Origin of the sequence: Candidatus Rhodoluna planktonica, from assembly GCF_001854225.1 — a bacterium.
GTDB classification, from domain to species: domain Bacteria; phylum Actinomycetota; class Actinomycetes; order Actinomycetales; family Microbacteriaceae; genus Rhodoluna; species Rhodoluna planktonica.
This window is the reverse complement of record NZ_CP015208.1, coordinates 335,154-352,566: the sequence shown is the minus strand read 5'-3', so window position 1 is coordinate 352,566 and position 17,413 is coordinate 335,154. Positions and strand designations below refer to the sequence as shown.

At 49.5% G+C, this 17,413-nt stretch carries 18 protein-coding genes and 1 tRNA gene; 11 read left to right on the top strand and 8 right to left on the bottom strand.

The features are described 5' to 3' along the window. Nucleotides 1-34 precede the first annotated feature (34 nt). The 3 genes from A4Z71_RS01745 to A4Z71_RS01735 form a co-directional block, all read right to left on the bottom strand. Nucleotides 35-643 (bottom strand): hypothetical protein, encoded by a 609-nt coding sequence (locus A4Z71_RS01745; RefSeq protein ID WP_070954263.1) that lies wholly within the window; start codon nt 641-643, stop codon nt 35-37. Between the two features lie 100 nt (nt 644-743). Beyond that, nucleotides 744-1,361: a hypothetical protein gene (locus A4Z71_RS01740; protein ID WP_070954262.1), complete on the bottom strand. Its 618-nt coding sequence runs from the start codon at nt 1,359-1,361 to the stop codon at nt 744-746. Between the two features lie 75 nt (nt 1,362-1,436). After that, nucleotides 1,437-2,045 (bottom strand): GNAT family N-acetyltransferase, encoded by a 609-nt coding sequence (locus tag A4Z71_RS01735; protein ID WP_070954261.1) that lies wholly within the window; start codon nt 2,043-2,045, stop codon nt 1,437-1,439. A 17-nt stretch (nt 2,046-2,062) separates the two neighbouring features. On the opposite strand from A4Z71_RS01735, the gene A4Z71_RS01730 reads away from it, so the two are divergent. Together A4Z71_RS01730 and A4Z71_RS01725 are read left to right on the top strand one after the other, a co-directional pair. After that, nucleotides 2,063-2,644 (top strand): 5-formyltetrahydrofolate cyclo-ligase, encoded by a 582-nt coding sequence (locus A4Z71_RS01730; RefSeq protein ID WP_070954260.1) that lies wholly within the window; start codon nt 2,063-2,065, stop codon nt 2,642-2,644. A 19-nt stretch (nt 2,645-2,663) separates the two neighbouring features. Next, nucleotides 2,664-2,873: an FmdB family zinc ribbon protein gene (locus A4Z71_RS01725; RefSeq protein ID WP_070954259.1), complete on the top strand. Its 210-nt coding sequence runs from the start codon at nt 2,664-2,666 to the stop codon at nt 2,871-2,873. A gap of 24 nt (nt 2,874-2,897) precedes the next feature. Here A4Z71_RS01725 and A4Z71_RS01720 read toward each other — a convergent pair whose 3' ends face one another. Further along, on the bottom strand, nt 2,898-6,566 hold the full coding sequence (locus tag A4Z71_RS01720) for a DEAD/DEAH box helicase family protein (protein ID WP_070954258.1): 3,669 nt from the start codon (nt 6,564-6,566) through the stop codon (nt 2,898-2,900). An 81-nt stretch (nt 6,567-6,647) separates the two neighbouring features. On the opposite strand from A4Z71_RS01720, the gene A4Z71_RS01715 reads away from it, so the two are divergent. Beyond that, nucleotides 6,648-6,723, top strand: a tRNA-Arg gene (locus tag A4Z71_RS01715). 12 nt (nt 6,724-6,735) lie between these two features. Here the strand turns inward: A4Z71_RS01715 and A4Z71_RS01710 are convergent. Both A4Z71_RS01710 and A4Z71_RS01705 read right to left on the bottom strand, forming a co-directional pair. Continuing rightward, nucleotides 6,736-7,239 (bottom strand): HNH endonuclease, encoded by a 504-nt coding sequence (locus tag A4Z71_RS01710; RefSeq protein ID WP_070954257.1) that lies wholly within the window; start codon nt 7,237-7,239, stop codon nt 6,736-6,738. 271 nt (nt 7,240-7,510) lie between these two features. After that, nucleotides 7,511-8,425 carry a C40 family peptidase gene (locus A4Z71_RS01705; protein WP_070954256.1) on the bottom strand — a complete coding sequence of 305 codons (915 nt, stop codon included), beginning with the start codon at nt 8,423-8,425 and terminating at the stop codon, nt 7,511-7,513. 303 nt (nt 8,426-8,728) lie between these two features. Between A4Z71_RS01705 and serC the strand changes: the two genes are divergently transcribed. Both serC and A4Z71_RS06955 read left to right on the top strand, forming a co-directional pair. Beyond that, a complete protein-coding gene (serC, locus tag A4Z71_RS01700) occupies nt 8,729-9,850 on the top strand; it encodes a phosphoserine transaminase (protein ID WP_070954255.1) in 1,122 nt (373 codons plus the stop codon). Nucleotide 9,851: 1 nt separating this feature from the next. Next, complete coding sequence (locus A4Z71_RS06955) at nt 9,852-10,079, top strand: DUF2530 domain-containing protein (RefSeq protein ID WP_084028376.1); 228 nt, start codon at nt 9,852-9,854, stop codon at nt 10,077-10,079. Here the strand turns inward: A4Z71_RS06955 and A4Z71_RS01695 are convergent. Continuing rightward, nucleotides 9,969-10,640 (bottom strand): DUF3027 domain-containing protein, encoded by a 672-nt coding sequence (locus tag A4Z71_RS01695; protein WP_070954254.1) that lies wholly within the window; start codon nt 10,638-10,640, stop codon nt 9,969-9,971. The two genes, A4Z71_RS06955 and A4Z71_RS01695, sit on opposite strands and share 111 nt — an antisense overlap. Continuing rightward, a complete protein-coding gene (locus tag A4Z71_RS01690) occupies nt 10,633-11,016 on the bottom strand; it encodes a cold-shock protein (RefSeq protein WP_070955194.1) in 384 nt (127 codons plus the stop codon). Before A4Z71_RS01690 ends, A4Z71_RS01695 begins: the two co-directional genes overlap by 8 nt. A 73-nt stretch (nt 11,017-11,089) precedes the next feature. Between A4Z71_RS01690 and A4Z71_RS01685 the strand changes: the two genes are divergently transcribed. From A4Z71_RS01685 to A4Z71_RS01660, 6 genes are all read left to right on the top strand, one after another. Continuing rightward, nucleotides 11,090-11,350 carry a hypothetical protein gene (locus tag A4Z71_RS01685; RefSeq protein WP_070954253.1) on the top strand — a complete coding sequence of 87 codons (261 nt, stop codon included), beginning with the start codon at nt 11,090-11,092 and terminating at the stop codon, nt 11,348-11,350. A gap of 3 nt (nt 11,351-11,353) precedes the next feature. Further along, nucleotides 11,354-13,096, top strand: coding sequence for a helicase-associated domain-containing protein (locus A4Z71_RS01680; RefSeq protein ID WP_070954252.1), 1,743 nt, complete (start codon nt 11,354-11,356; stop codon nt 13,094-13,096). A gap of 14 nt (nt 13,097-13,110) precedes the next feature. Beyond that, complete coding sequence (locus A4Z71_RS01675) at nt 13,111-14,745, top strand: DNA repair helicase XPB (RefSeq protein ID WP_070954251.1); 1,635 nt, start codon at nt 13,111-13,113, stop codon at nt 14,743-14,745. Between the two features lie 46 nt (nt 14,746-14,791). Further along, a complete protein-coding gene (locus tag A4Z71_RS01670; protein ID WP_070954250.1) occupies nt 14,792-15,490 on the top strand; it encodes a response regulator transcription factor in 699 nt (232 codons plus the stop codon). 11 nt (nt 15,491-15,501) lie between these two features. Further along, entirely contained in the window at nt 15,502-16,980 is a 1,479-nt protein-coding gene (locus A4Z71_RS01665; RefSeq protein ID WP_070954249.1) for a sensor histidine kinase, read from the top strand. A gap of 66 nt (nt 16,981-17,046) precedes the next feature. Next, nucleotides 17,047-17,334: a WXG100 family type VII secretion target gene (locus A4Z71_RS01660; RefSeq protein WP_070954248.1), complete on the top strand. Its 288-nt coding sequence runs from the start codon at nt 17,047-17,049 to the stop codon at nt 17,332-17,334. Nucleotides 17,335-17,413: the final 79 nt, after the last annotated feature.

Below are 17,413 nucleotides of genomic sequence, written 5' to 3'. Positions count from 1 at the left end.
AAAAAGGGGCCCTAAGGCCCCTTTTTCGTTTAAGTTACTTTGCGGCTGGCTTAGCGGCTGGCTTAGCTGCAGGCTTAGGTGCAGCCTTCTTAGCAGCAGGCTTAGGTGCAGCCTTTTTGACGGCCGGCTTCGCAGCTGGCTTCGCAGCAGCCTTAGGTGCAGCCTTTTTGGCGGCAGGCTTCGCAGCAGGCTTCGCAGCAGCCTTAGGTGCAGCCTTCTTAGCCGCAGGCTTCGCAGCAGGCTTCGCAGCAGCCTTAGGTGCAGCCTTCTTAGCCGCAGGCTTCGCAGCAGGCTTCGCAGCTGCCTTAGGTGCAGCCTTCTTAGCCGCAGGCTTGGCAGCCTTCGCGGTGGTCTTCGCAGCTGTGCTTGCTGCCTTCTTCACAGCAGTACCAGCAGACTTGGTTGCCTTGGTTGCGGTCTTGCTCGCGGTACGCACAGCAGCTGTTGCCTTCTTTTCAACGACCTTTGCGGTGGTTGCAACTTTCTTCTCAACCTCAGCAACAGTTTTGTCTACTTTTTTCTCAAGATCTGCGGCGACCTTAGCAGCCTCGTCGGCAACTTCAGCGGCAATCTTGCCGGCGTCTTTTGCAATGTTAGATGCGTTTCTAGCGAACAATTTTTTCGCTGAATCAAAAATACCCATTAGCTTCTTTCCTGAAATATACGTGGGAGTTCTTTAAAACTTTACTCTTCGCGGGCAAAAAACCCAGAACATAATTGCTGATTTTGCCACCACAGAAATTTCATCCGTTGGCGCGACGTCGACGAATGATTTCGTCCAGATCTACTTCTCGAACTCGACTGGTCTCTAAGACTTCAACTGACGCAACCTCAACTTGTTCTAAAGTGGCCAGGGACTGTTTCGGTTCAGGAAGTTCAGTTCTAACCCAGGCTCGAGAATCAATTGAACTCTGATCAGACTCGAAAGTCGCAGCGTATTTTGAGAAAATTTGGCTTTTTGAATCAAGTGCCAGAAGCGAGAGCTGGTCGATTCGTTGAGATGCTTTGAAGACAACCCAGCAGGATGCAATCAGCAAAATAAAACTTGGCGCTGCAGCAAACAACCAGAGAAAATTTTCCGTGGACAGGTAGCTTGACAGAGCGAGAGTAGCAATACTTACAACGATTGTTGCTGAGAACAAGCGACGAACCAGCACCAAGCGATAAGTCTTGGCAGCTACACCTGAGTAGTTCTTGAGTGACTTAGTCTGATTATTTTTAATTTCCGATTTGATCGAATTTTTGTCCCGGCGAATCTCTTGCTTTCTCTCACTCTGCTTGACCCAAGACGGCACAAAGACCCACAGCCATAGTGCTGCGACAACTAAAAGCATCAAGCCGCCGGCACCATTCAAATTCATAGTTCAAAGATATGCGTTTGATGTAAACTGGGCAGGATTTAATCCGGTGTGTTTAATTTTTCGGGGCCGACCCAGCTAAAAGATTGGGTATTCAGACTTGGGCACTCGGCCACGCTTCCACCTCAGCAGAATTCCCTCGGCGACTTCTTCCTTGGTAAGCGCAAATGAGAAGTGATCCCGCCAGGCGCCATTAATGTGAATGTACTTTTCCCGAAAGCCTTCATAGCGAAAACCCAGTTTTTCAACAACGCGGATGGATGCCTTGTTCTCTGGGCGTATGTCTATTTCAATTCGGTGGAGCCCCATTTCGCGCATTAGATAATCGCTGACCAGAGCAACTGCGGTCGGAGTTATGTTCTGGCCCGCAAAATCTGGTGCAATCCAATAACCGATGACAGCGGAACTTACTGAACCCCACAGAATGTTTGCGACGTTGACCTGGCCCACCACCTGCCCATTGAAGCAAATAACAAAAGGTAACCCTTGATCATTGTCCATTTGCCGAAGCAGGGCTCTAATTTGTTTCTTTATGTCAAAACTGACAGGCCCTTCGGGGTTTGTTGCCTCCCACGGGCGCAACCAAGCTCGATTGGTCATCAGCAGTTCTTCTAGCTTTTTGGCGTCGCGAATTTTTACAATGCGAGCGCTTACTTCACCATCAACAAGTTCTAGAGCATGGGACACGTGGCTAGATTAGTGGTATGGAGCAATTGTCGATAGTTGAACAAAAGAAATCTTTAAGGAAACAAATAATTCAACGTCGAACCGAAACTGAATTTAGAGTTTTTGAAGCAAGCGGTTTAGCCGAACAACTGATTGGTTTGGTTTCCAAATTGGGAAGCAAAAAAGTGGCCTGCTACCTTTCTCAAAGCACAGAACCAGACACCGAACTTTTTATTGACTGGGCACTTGAGAACCACTTGAGCTTGGTAATGCCAAGGTCCAATGCAGACAGATCGCTAACCTGGGTTGACTTCTCCGGGGACACCGAGCCTGGAATTTTTGTATTTCCAGAGCCAATTGGCCCCGAGACTTCTTTGGAAAATGTTGACCTGGTTATCGCTCCAGCGTTGGCAGCTTCGCCGAACGGGAAAAGGCTCGGTAAAGGAATGGGTTTTTATGACCGGGCTCTTGGTGAAAATTACCCGCTAACTGTCGCGGTAGTTTTTGACGAAGAAGTATTTACCGATCTACCGACCGAAAGTCACGACCAGATGATCGACGCGATTGTGACGCCCACGCAAATAATCGTTTGCAGTAGCCGATTTCCCAAGGTCAAATAGCTCACTTAAAATAGGGTTCATGCCTACATACACCTACGCCTGTAAATCTTGCAGTGAGCAATTTGACGTGCAGCAAAGTTTTACAGATGAAGCATTGACAAAATGCCCTAAGTGCGAAGGCGAACTAAGAAAAGTGTTTGGTCAGGTCGGCGTAACTTTCAAGGGTTCAGGTTTCTACAAAACTGACTCGGCTTCGTCATCAAATTCAAGCTCAGGCTCTAACTCTTAATAGTTTTTACCGATAAAAATAGGGCTATTTCCAATGCGGTGGCTTATCGCGTTTCATGATTTCGTCACGATTTTCGGTTGCTCGCTCACCCCAGGCGGCATCGGTATCTTCGAACGAGCGGTCGAAATCATCAAAGAGCGCAACCTTCTTTTTTGAGACTGCTACGCCCAAATGCTCCGCGATGAGGTTGGCAACCCCCTGCGGATCTGAGAAAAGTTGAAAACTAAAAACTCTGAAATATTCCCAACCCAGGGCACAAATAAACGAAGGTTCGATGGCGAACTTTTCGATCCAATCATGTCCGACAAGATGTTTATCCAGTGCAACGAACAGAGCGCGCTTGCCATAACTTACGACCAAGGCCAACTCGCCGTAAGGCGAAGCAACCCGAAGCCCAAGTTTTTTCAAACGCATCACTAAATCATTGAGAATCTGATCATCAATTGGATCAGCCTGTTGAGGTTCAAATTCTTCGGCCGCAGACAATAGTTGTCGCAGCAGGTTGGCGCCTCGACTTAGCCGATCATTTGGCAAATCCTTGGCCTGAAAACAGCTAACTACTGTTATTTGTTCGCGAGCGCTGACCATCAGATTGGCAAGATAGCGCTTGCCGGAATCCAAATTTAGCTGCCCAAAGTTAGAGAGAACAGCGCCATGACTGGTCCGTCCAAAGCCAATCGAAAAGATGACGCGATCTGCAATACGGTGAGTCAGCTCTGAAAGTGAAACTACTTCGAATTTCTCGCGTCCGTGAGAATCAAAGAACTCGGCGAGGTTAGGTTTCGAATTGAGCTCTAGTGCAACCGCAGCTCTGACTCTTTCTGCATGAACTGCAGATGCGCTGGCGACCAAAAGTGACTTCTCCGGGTGCCAGAGAGCGTGGTTAAAAACCAGTTCAACACAACGACTGACCTCGGAATCTAGACTTTCAGTGGCCCCCTCAATCGTTGAGTTTGCTCGATTTTTTGCAGTCACAATTTCGAGCGAGAAACGGCGCTCGCCAAAATACTCTTCAGCGGTGGGGGTGAATTGGATGCGACCCGAATAGAACTCACGGTTGATTAGGTCGCCTAGCGCCTGAGGTGTCGTTCGATAACTGCGTTCAAGCGTCTCAGTTCCAAAGCAACCAGAGATTGCCGCAAATGCCGAGTCGGTGTGCAAATCATTTTCAATTTGCTGGGCCCTTTGCTCCAACTCAAATTTTTCCGGCTGGGCTATCGCTGGGTCACCAAATGCGATGACTTGTTGGGCAAATCGAATTCCGTTGACAACTTCAGCTGTTGCTAAGCCTGCGGCGTCTAAAACGAAAACTACATCGAAATTGGGTAGCGAATAGAGTTCAGCGCTGAAGGGCGAGATGAGCACGCCGCTGCTGATTGAATCGAACAGACTCGGGGCAGATTCTTGTATTTCCGAAATGGAAGCCGAACCGCTTCGCAGCAGCTGCTTCAGTTTCTGAGCCTCATCCGGATGGGCTTGAAGTGAGTTTCGCCATTTTTTCGATAGCGCAGCGGCTAAAGCGAGTCGATTTTGATTGAGCGAATCGCTGTAATTCTTCGCAAAAGAGTTTTCTAAATCATTCTGTTTCTCAAAATCAATCAGACGCTGCGCATCTGGCTGAGTGATCAGGAAGTCGAGTGCCGACTGCCACCACGAAAGTTGGAATTCAAGTTCGAGAGTGGGCAAATCGTCAACATGTAAGCGGGCCAGTTCTCGGACTAATTGCTGCAGACCCAGATCTGCTAGGCGAGATTGAACCATGACCCGTTCGGAAAGATTTACCAGGACTTCTTTATCGTTCGCCAGAGAGTGGAGTACCTGCTTCAACTGATCCAAAGGCAAATCCCACAGTGGAACCGGATGGGTTTCTGGATCAAGGTGACGTTGAAGCGCCTGCAAATCAGCTACGAAAGCTTGGTAGGCGGTTTGAGCTTCTAAGATCCCCTGAGGCACTTGCGGTTGCGTTGGAACCAGAGAAAGTTCACGCCAGGAATCGCGCTGCTGCTGAATTGCCTGCAGCGCTTGGTTCATGTCTGCTACCGACATTCCGCTGCGAAGATATTCTTTGGCAAGTTTCTTCAGTCTGCGCCGATTACCTCCAGAAATTGCGGGGCGCTGATCTTTTGGTACACCGCGGCGAGGTGCTGTAGCGGCAATAAGTTCGGTGAGCGGTCGGTCAAATACCTCGCTGATGAATTTGTCTAAAGTTTCCCTCACTCCAATAAATAGGGAGAGATAGTCTCCCCATTCGGAGACTGTGCTGGCAGGGCGGAAATTTACTCTTTCGGTGAAGTCTGCCAAAACTTTAGAAAGCTCTGTGAAAACTGTCTCGTTGAGTTTTTGAGCAAGTTCAATCGCGCGGCTTACATCTTCTGCGTTACTAAACACCGCCCCGAACCAGGCTGAATCTTGAGGCCCAAACTTGAACTCGCCAAGTTGCATGGCGTGGGCCAATTCGGTCAATACCGCATCACGATCGGTCAAGCCGCTGAGTTTCTCCAACGGAATGCGAGCAGTATTTTCTGGCGCATTTTCCAGTGCAGTTAGTTTTGCAATTTGAGACATGGCCTCAGCAACGGATACACCTAGATCAGGATGCGTTTTCTCCAACTGCTCAAAATAAGGACCAAAAATGGAGCTGTCCAGGTTGACCGGATATTCGCTTTCCGATGCTGCTTTCTCGTGCCTCGAAATAGCGGCCACGGCATCAATCCAGGTTGAATCTGCCCGGGTGATCAAACCGGATAAACCAAGCTCGCTTAGTCGATCACTTAGTTCGGCCCGCGTTTGCGATCGAGCTGCTAGCAGCAGAACTCTTTTGCCTTGCTTGGCTAAGGCTGCAATCGACATCACAACCGTCTGCAGGTATCCGCACCCTGGCAAAGTTTCGACGGCGAATGATTCACCATTCAGCGCTCTAGAAATAATTCGCCGCTGGATTAGGTCGGCTTCGCAAATTGTCTCTTGGTGGTCGGTCTCAACTTTTGCCAGTTCGACGCTGTTTGCCTGCACCAGTCGGCTAAGCACCGGATGAGGCTCATCGCTAAATTTTCGAGCCAGCAAGATTGGCTCAATTGCAAAATTGCCAACTACCAAGATGCGCTTGAATTCAATCTCACCCTGGTTTCGGGTCAGGTTAGCAAGATAATTGAGCACTGTGACCGGAACAAAATCTGAACTCTCATTTTGCCGAGCAAGTAAATCTGACTCATTTAATTGAATGCCGAAAGACTCATTGAGCTCTTGGACCAAGACCGGGTTGACGCTTACTTGGCCCGAAATTTCAATTTCATAGTCATCGGCTTTCTTAAGCATCGAAATTGGCCAGATCAAAATAGGGATTTTGACTTCGCCTTCAGGCTTTGCAATCGTTGCGAGACCACCGACCATATTCAAGGTTTTGAAACCAAGCGTCGATTCAATTCTGTCGGCTTTGTTTTTTACTCGGCGGGCAGCCGCAGAGGCCCTAGAAAAAGCAAGCGGATCGCGAACCAAATTAGATAGCAACGATCGTTTGCCGGTGACTAGTTGGGAAAAACCACCCGGATGGCTCTTCTCTAAATCGATTTGACCAAAGGAGTTGAATTCGAAGTTTTTTAGCGGGTTATTGCCACCAAAGTTCAGAGTTTCTGAGCGCCACCGCTGCCAAGTGGAGTTCTCCACATAATTGGGGGTTTCTTCTATCTCAGACATGCTTCAAGCCTAACTTTGCAGCCGAAGATGAGTTGATAGGCGTGATGGTGTGCCTTGATTAGAACTATATTTGGATAGTTCGGCTCCGTAGCTCAGTGGATAGAGCAGAGGTTTCCTAAACCTTGTGTCGTAGGTTCGATTCCTATCGGGGCCACCAAAGAATGACTATCTAGGCTGCCGAACTAAACCGGATGAAACTATCCCATTCTGGTTCAGTTCTCTCAGCACCCTTCAACATCCAAGTCAGGCCAACCGGCATTCTCGGCACGAAATCTAATTTCCAGCCAATTTCTGCAAGTGTTCGGTCACCCTTGGCGTTGTTGCATTTTAGGCAACAGGCCACCAGGTTTTCCCAGCTATCTGCCCCACCTCGAGATTTGGGTTGAACGTGGTCAATGGTGTTGGCTGGCCTCGAACAGTAGGCGCATCGATTTAGATCTCTGCGGAGCACCCCTCGCCTAGTAACGGGTATTTTTCGAACCGAAGGCACGCGCACGTATCTGGTCAGCAAAATGACTGAGGGCAGTTGGTACGCAGCATTAGCGCTGTGCAGAATTACCTCTCCAGAATTTGCGAGCACGGTCGCCTTTTCGGAGAGCACCAAAACCAACGCCCGCTTGAAAGACACAACCCCCAGTGGCTCATATCCAGCGTTCAAAACCAAAGTTTTCATTTCATCCTCTCGAAACCACCCAGACGGCTTCCGGGTATTCGTCATCAGGAACAGCTGAAAATAAAAAACGCGCCGCAAATGCGACGCGCTGATATCAACGGATGGAGCTTAGATGCTCGCGTTGGTAGGGCTGCATGTATTGCAAGGCTTGCAACAACCGCAGCTTCATCGCGAGTTCCTCTCCAAAACTGTTCTTGGAGTTCAGGTTAGATGCTCAAATAAAAACACACCCAACTTTCTTGGGTGTGTTTTTATAAATTTTTCGAAACGATTAGTTGGTCGCTAGTCGAACAAAGTGAACTTGGCTTGTGTAAATCGGAGCAAGCTTGACCGTGTCACCGCGTCGAGGAGCATGGTAGAAATTTCCGTTACCGGCATAAATTCCATCGTGGCTCATGTCATTCATGATTACTAGGTCACCCGGCATGGCATCTTCTGGCTTCACCAGGATTCCCATTCGCGCCTGGCCATGCACGCTGTGAGGCAAGGCGATACCGAACTGCGAGAACACAAATGCAACATAACCAGAGCAGTCAAAACCGCTTGGAGTTGAACCACCAAACACATACGGCGTGCCCACGTACTTAGCTGCAACCTTCAAGATGGTTGCAGCATCGAGAGTGCTGTATGGCGGATTTGCAACGTAATCTGCCGCAGTTGGGCCAGAGTAGTTGCGATAGTTGTTCAAAAGCTCTTGGCGAGCAATTTCTTCTGCATCTGCCGAAGAGTAAGCTCCGCGGGCAAATTTGACGGTGTTGACTGCAGCCACTGTTAGGTTCTGGGTGTCTTCAGCCGAGGCAACTGCTTCGGCGTTAGTGGTAGTGAAACGTGACATAGCGGCCACGTCAGGGTTGTAGGCGTATGCCGGCAATGCGAAAGTTGCCAAAAGACCAGATGCTACCGACATCGTCAAAGTGTTCTTGACAGCACGCTTGGCGTAAAACGGCGCTTTTTGCTGCTGTGACACTACATAACGTGGTTTAGCCTGCAGACCATCTTGACCTTCAGTAGCAGGGTTGAAGAATTCTTGATCGCGTTTCGCAGCAAGTTTGTCTAGACGTCGCTGCAACTTAGACTGCCGAGCACGTTCAGCTTCGCGAATTGACCGTCGCGAACGGATTTCAAAAGATTCGAGGATGTTAATCTCGACGTCCGCACGATGGCGGCCTTTAGGCTTTTCGGCCAAACTAAACCTCCGAAGTTCCAATCATTTCTGAATCCTGCACCGAAACTATTCGTTCTAAAGACTCGGATTGCAGGCTTAGGAAACCATCCGGTCCGATTGGCTACCAGGTTTATGGCAACCAACGTTGAAATTTTACCTACTTTTTGCCAAATAGCCAGAACATTATTACGAGAAGGTAACGAAGTGCCGCGTTTCCCAGTGAATCCCTCTAAAAATAGGGCTTCCCCCTTCTCGTAAAACTTCTACCTTTGGTTGAATGTTTAGTAGCGCGGGTCGTCTAAACCCCAAAGTAGACTTACTTTTATGCCCGAAATTTCAATTCCCCAGCACCTGCTTCCCAGCGACGGCCGTTTCGGCTGCGGACCATCAAAACTAAGGTCTGAGGCAGTTGCTGCCTTTGCCAGCGAGGGCGCCAAACTCATGGGAACCTCGCACCGTCAAGCTCCGGTGAAAAACCTGGTGAAACGCGTACAAGAGGGCCTTCTCGAATTGTTTCACGCACCTGAGGGCTACGAAATTGTTTTGGGCAACGGTGGCTCGACGGCGTTTTGGGATGCCGCAGCGTTTTCACTTGTAGAAAAAAAGGCTCAGAACCTGGTGCACGGTGAGTTTGGTGCGAAATTTGCCACCGCTTTGACTAACCCTTGGCTTTCAGCACCGACGGTAATCAAGGGTGAGCCCGGATCGAGACTTTGGCTCGAAGCAGAAGCTGGCGTTGACAGCTACGCATACGCTCAAAACGAAACCTCAACCGGCGTGGTCAGCCCGGTTGAGCGAGTAGCGGGTGTCGATTCAAATGCCCTCTTCCTCACCGACGCGACTTCGGCCGCCGGAGGCATCGATTTCGACCCGCTGAACACCGATGTTTACTACTTCGCTCCACAAAAAAACTTTGCCTCCGATGGCGGTTTGTGGTTCGCGCTTATGTCACCCAAAGCCATCGAGCGGGCTGAACAGATTGCAGCTTCAGATCGCTACATCCCCGAGTTTCTTAGCGTGAAAACCGCCATCGATAACTCACGGGCAAATCAGACCCTGAACACCCCTGCGATTGCCACTTTGTTTTTCCTCGGTGAACAAATTAACTGGATCAACGAAAACGGCGGACTAGCCTGGGCCGACTCACGAACCAAGGCCGCTTCAAAATTCCTCTACGACTGGGTCGATGCCTCAGATTTTGCAACACCTTTTGTGAGCAACCCGGAGCATCGCTCTCAGGTAGTTGTCACCATCGATTTCGATGAACAAATCGATGCGGCTGCAATAGCTAAACACCTGCGATCAAACGGAATCGTAGATGTCGAACCCTACCGAAAACTGGGTCGAAACCAGTTGCGAGTGGCAACTTTCACTTCGGTAGAACTTGAAGATGTTCAAATTCTTACCAGGGCAATCGAGTTTGTGGTTGCTGAAATGACAAACTGACATGCGCTTCTACGTAAAAGACTCAGAACGAAAACCAGACCCTGAGCCGGTAAAAACAAATGCCACACTGGCAATTTACGTTGGTATTGGTGCCTGGATTATTGCTTTTATAGTTCTCTTATTTTTTACCGAAGCGCTTGCGGCGGCGGAGAAATCTTGGTGGCTTCTTACCTGCGGCATCGGTGTCGTCCTGGGAATCTTGGCTCTGTTCAAAGTCAGAAACCACTAACTCAGCTGCTTCAACTTGCTTTGGCATTGAGCCATCTAATTCCTCGGCCGAGTCCGTCAATTCTTCGAGTGACTGTGCTTCGTCAACCTCAGGCAGTTCTGCGAGATTTTCAGAATTTTCCTTTTGGGAGCCGGGTTCGCTAGATTCCTCATCGCTATCAGCTGATTCATCCTCAGCTAAATCTGCTTCATCATCTTCGTCGTAGGCAGACTCATCCAAGTCAAGGGCTGCCTGTGCCTCTAGCTCTGCCTGCAGGGCCTTGTAGTCTGCCAAACGCTCTGACCAGGGAACCCAGGCTGGGGCCAAAATTGCCTCTGGTCCGGGAACCATTAAAACTTCAGAAACTGTTGGAGTTGACTTTGCGGTCTGTTGAAAAATCGTCACAGACCAACGCCAGCCAACATAGCCTTTTTGTCGCGACTCAAACAGATAAGTTGCCAGACCCTTACCCTCGTCAACTTCCTCAAGGAAATTGCCAACGGCGACCGAACCGGCAACCTCAACTGCGGCTTTCCTGGCCAGGGCTTCGGAGCCCACCTGAAAAGATTTGGCTTTAGGCATCTAATTCATCTGCAAGTCGACGCAAGAGAGCAGCGATCTTCTTTCCGTTGCCAGACTCCGGGTATTTTCCACGCTTTAGACCGCCACCGAGGTTATCGAGCAGGCGAATTAGGTCTTCAACGATGATGGCCATCTCATCTGCAGGTTTGCGGCTCATTTTGGCCAGCGAAACTGGTGCGTCCAGCACACGAAGCGACAGCACCTGGGCGCCTCGCTTTCCATCAACAATGCTGAACTCAACACGGCTGCCAGGCTTGATCGAAGTCATTCCGTCAGGCAAAGCACTGGCGTGCAAGAAAACCTCGGAACCTTCGTCAGATGCGATAAAGCCGAAACCCTTGTCGTCGTCAAAAAACTTCACTTTGCCGGTAGGCATATGAACCTCTTTCATAAATCCAAAGCCCTAGTTTACAAGCCCATCTTTACTTCAGCCAAGGTATCCTTATTGGATGCCTTCAAATGACAAAGAAAACAAGAAAAAAACGGGAATCGAGCGGGTCGAACAGTTTCTAGCGATCGCCGCCATTTCGGTCATCGGGCTGTCCCTAGTTTCAATGTTTATTTCTCTTATTTCTTCACTGCTTGGCGCAAAAGAGAATCTTGCGATTCTCGCCCAGATTCCACTCTTGGGCCTCCCCCTGGGCTTCATCCTGGTTCTCGTTTTGCTAGCAACCAGCCTGACCAGAAGATCGCGTGAAAACGGTAACTAACGCATGAGCGAACTCATCAAGTTGGCAAACTCTCTTCGCCAACTAAGCGATGAGCAAATTGCCAACATTTGTCGAATTCGTTCAGCATCTGTCACCGGGTGCAAAGACTTTTTTGATTTGGCCGAAGCCATAAATAAACCGCAGGCCATTCAGAAAGCGCTGCTTTTCGTTTCGAAAGCAAATTCCGAAACCCTAATCAAAATTGCCAATCAAGAGCCTGTACCGGCAGGTTTGCTAGAAAATTTGTACGCGGCCGCCTTGGTACATCCAGCATCGAATGAGGTTTACCCATCGGTTCTGGCTGAGTTGAGAAAGTTGGTTTCCGAGCAGAGCGCTAAAACGGCTACTGCCGAAGAAACTGATTTTGGCTCGGTACCCTCTGGCTTGTCTGCCAATGAAGTTGATCGAGATGCAGCCATTGCCGCTTTTGAAATTTTCCAAAACCTGCGTGCCCTCATATACGACGTGATCGAGTTTGGGCCGAAGATGGTGGGCAAAAACTCACTGGGCTTGAACGAAGCTAAACGATTGGCGATGAAAACGGGCCAGGATGTCGAGATTGTCAAACAGACATTCCAGATTGCTCAAGAGTTGATGCTTGTTGAGATAACGTCTGGCAACTGGTCGGCAACCGAATATGCAAAACAGTGGCTAGAGCTTTCTGATGCCGAAAAACTTTTTGAGTTGGTCAGGCTTTGGGCCAGTCCGCTAGACAACGATGCCAAGGCAGAGCTTGAACAACTAACCCATCCGGTGAAGGTCGCCGATTGGCTTAATCACTGCTTCCCTTTTGCCAAATCAGGATTAGCCCAAGTTCTGACCCAACTAGAAACACGAGGCGACCTGCTCGGCATAACCGCTAGGGGCTACCTCACTTCAGCGACGCGCTTGTTGCTTTTGGGCAACAGAGCGGGCGCTTTGACCGAAGCCGAAAACTGTTTACCAAAGTCGCAACCGAACGTGATTTTGCAATCAGATCTGAGTGTGGTCGCCCCAGGGCCGCTAAGTTTTGAGCTGGAGCGAGAGCTGCTGAAATTTGCCGAGATTGAAAATCTGGGCCTTGCCAGCCGCTATCGATTGAATCTCATCAGCGTAATCAGGGGCTTTGAGGACGGCCTAGACGTTGATGCCATTGAACAATTTCTTGGTCGAATCGCGCTAACTCCGATTCCACAGCCCATTCTTTACCTGCTTAGAGATGCCCAGACAAAATATCGTTCGATAAAAATCTCAGGCCGGGATGATGCTCTCATCACTTGCAGCACAGAACTTATTTCCTTCGAGCTTCTCGGCGATTCGAGACTTCGACAACTATCTCTAAAACGGATTTCAAACACTGAACTTCAGTCCAGATTTCCGGCTGAAGTAGTCTGGCGCAGTCTCCGCGAGTTGGGATTACCAGCCAGCTTGGTTACCGACCGAGGACAACCGGAAGATGCGAGCAGTGAAAAATTCAACCGAAATGTTAAAGTCGATCGCCTACTCGACCAGATAGCCAAAATCCGACGTGTAGACCTCGAGTTTGGTTCGAGCCAAGATGACGATGATATTTCGCGTCAAATCCAACTGGCCATGAAGCATCGTGCAAAAGTAAAAGTTGGCGCACAGACCCGAGACGGGAAAATCGTCTTTTTCACGCTTGAACCGAAGTCGCTTGCGAATGGGCGTTTCAGGGGGATGGATAAGCAGGCCGACATCGAACGCACTCTGCCTCTAGCCAGTATCCGTTCTGTCGAAATTGCCTAGGTTAGGCTAAAAGGATGACTACTGGGCCACTGATTGTTCAAAGCGACAAGACTGCGCTTTTAGAAACCGCCCACCCTCAAGCTGCTGACGCCCGTCATGATTTGGCAATTTTTGCTGAACTTGAGCGGGCCCCCGAGCACATCCACACTTACCGAATTACAAAGTTGGGCCTGTGGAATGCGCGCGCGGCCGGACACGATGCTGACTTTGTTTTAGACATCCTTGATCGCTACGCGAAATTTCCAATTCCTACTTCGGTTCGCACTGACATCACCGAAACCATGGGTCGCTACGGTCGGCTGAAAATTACCCGCGATTTAGAAGGCAAATTGGTGCTCAGCTGTGATTCGCAGGCCATCTTGCTCGAAGTGATCAAACACCGAAAAGTAAATGAATTGCTAGGTGAGCAACTTTCTGACACCACTATCGCAATTCAAGACTGGGCTCGCGGGCAGGTAAAGCAAGAACTACTCAAACTTGGTTGGCCCGCAGAGGACCTTGCCGGATTTGCCGCCGGAACTCCCCATGAAATTGGGTTGGACGAAGGCAACTGGAAGATTCGCGAATACCAATCGCAGGCTGTGGAGAAGTTCTGGGCTGGCGGTTCCGGAGTAGTGGTTTTACCCTGCGGCGCTGGAAAAACAATTGTTGGTGCGGCAGCGATGTCTGTTGCGAAAACCAACACTCTAATTTTGGTGACCAATACTGTTTCAGCTCGCCAGTGGAAAAGTGAGCTGATCAAGCGCACAACTCTAACCGAGGATGAAATTGGCGAGTACTCTGGCGCAGCTAAAGAGATCAAACCGGTCACCATCGCCACCTATCAAATTCTGACGACCAAACGCCGTGGCGAATATGCCCACCTCGATGTCTTGAATGCCAACGACTGGGGACTCATCGTTTACGACGAGGTTCATTTGCTTCCTGCACCGATCTTTAAGATGACTGCGGACTTGCAAGCTCGTCGCCGCCTGGGACTAACCGCAACTCTAGTTCGAGAAGACGGCAAAGAAGGCGATGTCTTTTCTCTTATCGGACCGAAGCGATACGACGCACCATGGAAAGAAATCGAAGAACAGGGTTACATCGCTCCGGCAGCTTGTTTCGAAGTGCGCGTCGACATGGAAGACGAGCAGCGCCTAAATTACGCAATTTCTGACCAAGATGACCGATATCGAATCGCGGCGACCTGCAATGCAAAACTGCCGGTCATCCAGAAAATTCTCGCTAAACATCAGGGCGAACCGACGCTAATTATCGGGCAGTATTTAGACCAAATTGATGAAGTCGCAGAAACACTTCACATCGAAAAAATCACCGGCGAAACTCCAGTGCCGGTTCGCGAAGAACTGTTTGAAAAGTTTCGAACCGGAGAAATTTCGACCCTGGTGGTTTCTAAAGTTGCCAACTTTTCAGTGGACCTGCCAGAGGCCTCAGTTGCAATCCAAATTTCGGGCTCATTTGGTAGCCGTCAAGAAGAAGCGCAGCGTTTGGGTCGACTGCTGCGCCCGAAGCAAGATGGACGCTCGGCAAGTTTCTACACGTTGATTTCGCGCGACACAGTTGATCAAGATTTTGCCCAAAATCGTCAGCGATTTTTGGCTGAACAGGGCTACAGTTACGAAATTCTTGATTCACAAAGCCTGTAAAGGCGACTCACAGTTTTCTTTCAGGAAACCGTAAGAAACTCAAGGCATGGAAAACATCAAAGTACTGATCGTCGACGATGAACCAAACATCCGCGATTTGCTTTCTACAAGCCTTAGATTTGCCGGCTTCTCTGTGCACGCTGTTAAAAACGGCGCCGAGGCAATTTACGCCGCCGAAAAAGGCGAGCCTGACATCATCCTCCTCGATGTGATGCTGCCAGATATGAACGGCTTCAGTGTGACAAAAAAACTACGTTCCATGAACATCAACGCCCCCGTACTCTTTCTAACCGCGCGCGATGAAACCCAAGATAAAGTAACCGGGCTAACTGTCGGCGGTGACGATTACATGACCAAACCATTCAGCTTGGATGAAGTTGTTGCTCGAATTCACGCAATTTTGCGCCGAACCAAGAGCGGCGAAGTCGAAGAGTCGGTGCTTACCGTGGGCGAGATTTCAATCAACCAGGATGCCCATGAGGTTACCGTCAACGACACAGTGGTTGAGCTGAGCCCAACCGAATACAAACTGCTGCGCTTTCTGATGGCGAACGCAAATCGAGTTTTGACTAAGGCACAGATTCTCGATCACGTCTGGGAATATGACTTCAATGGCGAAATGGGAATTGTTGAGTCCTACGTTTCTTACCTGCGTAAGAAACTGGACCCGCTAACCACCGAACCTTTGATTCAAACCAAACGTGGTGTGGGCTACATTTATAAATCAGCCAAGGTAGCGAAGTAAAAGAAAACTAAATGCAATCAAAATTCGGGGCAGCATGGGAGCGCATATCGCTGCGCACCAAGCTGACCGCGATGTCCATGGCACTAATCGGTTTGCTCTTAACGGTTTCAAGTATCGGCACGATTGCACTGCTTCGCACCTATCTGCAGGCAAACCTTGACACCATGCTTACTGCCTCGGCAACAGCGCTTCGCGAAGAGAATCCCATAACTCTGGAAGATCGGCTTGCTACACACCAACTTGAATTGCCAAGCTTGCCCTCGGACTATTACATCGCCTACCTGGACGTCAACGGAAACCTTCTGATCGGTCTGGTTTCTTCAGCACAAAAAATTCAGGCTGTGCCTAACTTACAAAACTTCAACTACGCAGTGGTGATCTCTACCGAGGGAACCCCCTTTGAAGTTAATTCACAAGGAAAAATTACCGATGAAGGTGGAGCTGGCGGTTGGCGCATGGTGGCCATGCCGCTGACAGACCTGCCAGGTTCAATCATCGTAGCCTTGCCAACCGGCGGAAACACCGCGATTATCGGGCAGTATGCGGTCATCGGTGCTGGTTTTGGAATTCTTCTACTGACATTTAGCGGCCTAAGTATTTGGCTAACCATTACCTCTGCGTTGCGGCCTTTGCGCGAAGTTGAACGAACCGCAGCTTCAGTTGCGTCAGGTGACATTTCAAAGCGTTTGATAACAAACCAGGGTAAAACTGAAATATCGCGGCTAAATCGATCACTGAACTCGATGCTTGATGGAATCGAATCTGCCCTGAAGTCAAGAAATCAGACACTTGACCAGATGCGGCGCTTTGTGGCCGATGCTAGCCATGAACTTCGAACTCCACTGGTTTCGCTTCGCGGTTATGCCGAGCTCTACCGCATGGGAGCGCTGAAGACCCCTGAGCAAATCGGTGAAGCGATGTCGAGAATCGAAAGCGAAGCGATCCGCATGTCGGGTTTGGTTGAAAGCCTGCTGACGTTAGCTAGAGAAGATGAGAGCACCCCGCTAGAAAAAACAAAACTTGAATTAGTTGAACTTGCAACCAATGCCGCCCGCGATGCCTCAGTAGCTGACAGCGGACGAAAAATTCTTGTTACCGACTTAGCCGGTAAAGAGCTGACCGGTGAAACGACTATCCCAGTTTTAGGTAATCGCAACGGCCTACACCAGGTGCTCACGAACCTGCTCGCCAATGCCAGCCGATTCTCTAATCCCGATGATCAAATTGAAATTGCGATTGGTCAGCGAGATGACAAAACCATCATCGAGGTGCGTGATCACGGCGAGGGCATACCCGAGCAGCTTCGTGAGAAAGTCTTTGAACGTTTTTACCGAATCGACAATTCACGCAATAGCGAGACTGGAGGCTCCGGCCTGGGTCTAGCGATTGCCAGCTCAATCATCAAGCGTCACGATGGTTCAATTCGGGCAATTGAGACCAGCGGTGGCGGTGCGACTTTCCAGATTGAAATTCCACAGTTCAAAAACTAGCAACTGTTACTAACAACTTGGCCGACTGCCAAACCGAGCCGTAATCGATCTATTTATTCTTGAGGCATGACCCATTTCAGTGTTGATTCAGATCAGGTTGTCGCCGCCACAGCAGCCATAAACCAAACTTTGGCAAAGGTTGTCGCCGACCACGATGTGCTGTTGAGCCAGCTTTCTGCCTTGCAATCCAGCTGGACAGGCGCTGCGGCATCAAGTTTTCAAGAGCTTGCAGCTCGCTGGAGACAAACCAGTGCAACTGTAGAAAATCAATTGGCCGAAATTTCTGCGGCACTCTCGATGGCGGCAAATCAGTATGCCGAAATCGAGATGAGCAACCAGCGCTTATTTATCTAAAGCGACGACGTCAATGCGACAAGCAATCAACTTAGATTTGAAGCATAAAAAAGGGTGACCCGCTTTCGGGTCACCCTTT

Excerpts from the sequence above, each read along its gene's own strand:
- A4Z71_RS01670 (WP_070954250.1), top strand. The coding sequence starts at position 14,792 with ATGGAAAACATCAAAGTACTGATCGTCGACGATGAACCAAACATCCGC.
- A4Z71_RS01660 (WP_070954248.1), top strand. The coding sequence starts at position 17,047 with ATGACCCATTTCAGTGTTGATTCAGATCAGGTTGTCGCCGCCACAGCA.
- A4Z71_RS01745 (WP_070954263.1), bottom strand. The coding sequence starts at position 643 with ATGGGTATTTTTGATTCAGCGAAAAAATTGTTCGCTAGAAACGCATCT.
- A4Z71_RS01710 (WP_070954257.1), bottom strand. The coding sequence starts at position 7,239 with ATGAAAACTTTGGTTTTGAACGCTGGATATGAGCCACTGGGGGTTGTG.
- A4Z71_RS01685 (WP_070954253.1), top strand. The coding sequence starts at position 11,090 with ATGCCTTCAAATGACAAAGAAAACAAGAAAAAAACGGGAATCGAGCGG.
- A4Z71_RS01730 (WP_070954260.1), top strand. The coding sequence starts at position 2,063 with ATGGAGCAATTGTCGATAGTTGAACAAAAGAAATCTTTAAGGAAACAA.
- A4Z71_RS06955 (WP_084028376.1), top strand. The coding sequence starts at position 9,852 with ATGCGCTTCTACGTAAAAGACTCAGAACGAAAACCAGACCCTGAGCCG.
- A4Z71_RS01695 (WP_070954254.1), bottom strand. The coding sequence starts at position 10,640 with ATGCCTAAAGCCAAATCTTTTCAGGTGGGCTCCGAAGCCCTGGCCAGG.
- A4Z71_RS01740 (WP_070954262.1), bottom strand. The coding sequence starts at position 1,361 with ATGAATTTGAATGGTGCCGGCGGCTTGATGCTTTTAGTTGTCGCAGCA.
- A4Z71_RS01725 (WP_070954259.1), top strand. The coding sequence starts at position 2,664 with ATGCCTACATACACCTACGCCTGTAAATCTTGCAGTGAGCAATTTGAC.
- serC (WP_070954255.1), top strand. The coding sequence starts at position 8,729 with ATGCCCGAAATTTCAATTCCCCAGCACCTGCTTCCCAGCGACGGCCGT.
- A4Z71_RS01690 (WP_070955194.1), bottom strand. The coding sequence starts at position 11,016 with ATGCCTACCGGCAAAGTGAAGTTTTTTGACGACGACAAGGGTTTCGGC.
- A4Z71_RS01675 (WP_070954251.1), top strand. The coding sequence starts at position 13,111 with ATGACTACTGGGCCACTGATTGTTCAAAGCGACAAGACTGCGCTTTTA.
- A4Z71_RS01680 (WP_070954252.1), top strand. The coding sequence starts at position 11,354 with ATGAGCGAACTCATCAAGTTGGCAAACTCTCTTCGCCAACTAAGCGAT.
- A4Z71_RS01665 (WP_070954249.1), top strand. The coding sequence starts at position 15,502 with ATGCAATCAAAATTCGGGGCAGCATGGGAGCGCATATCGCTGCGCACC.
- A4Z71_RS01720 (WP_070954258.1), bottom strand. The coding sequence starts at position 6,566 with ATGTCTGAGATAGAAGAAACCCCCAATTATGTGGAGAACTCCACTTGG.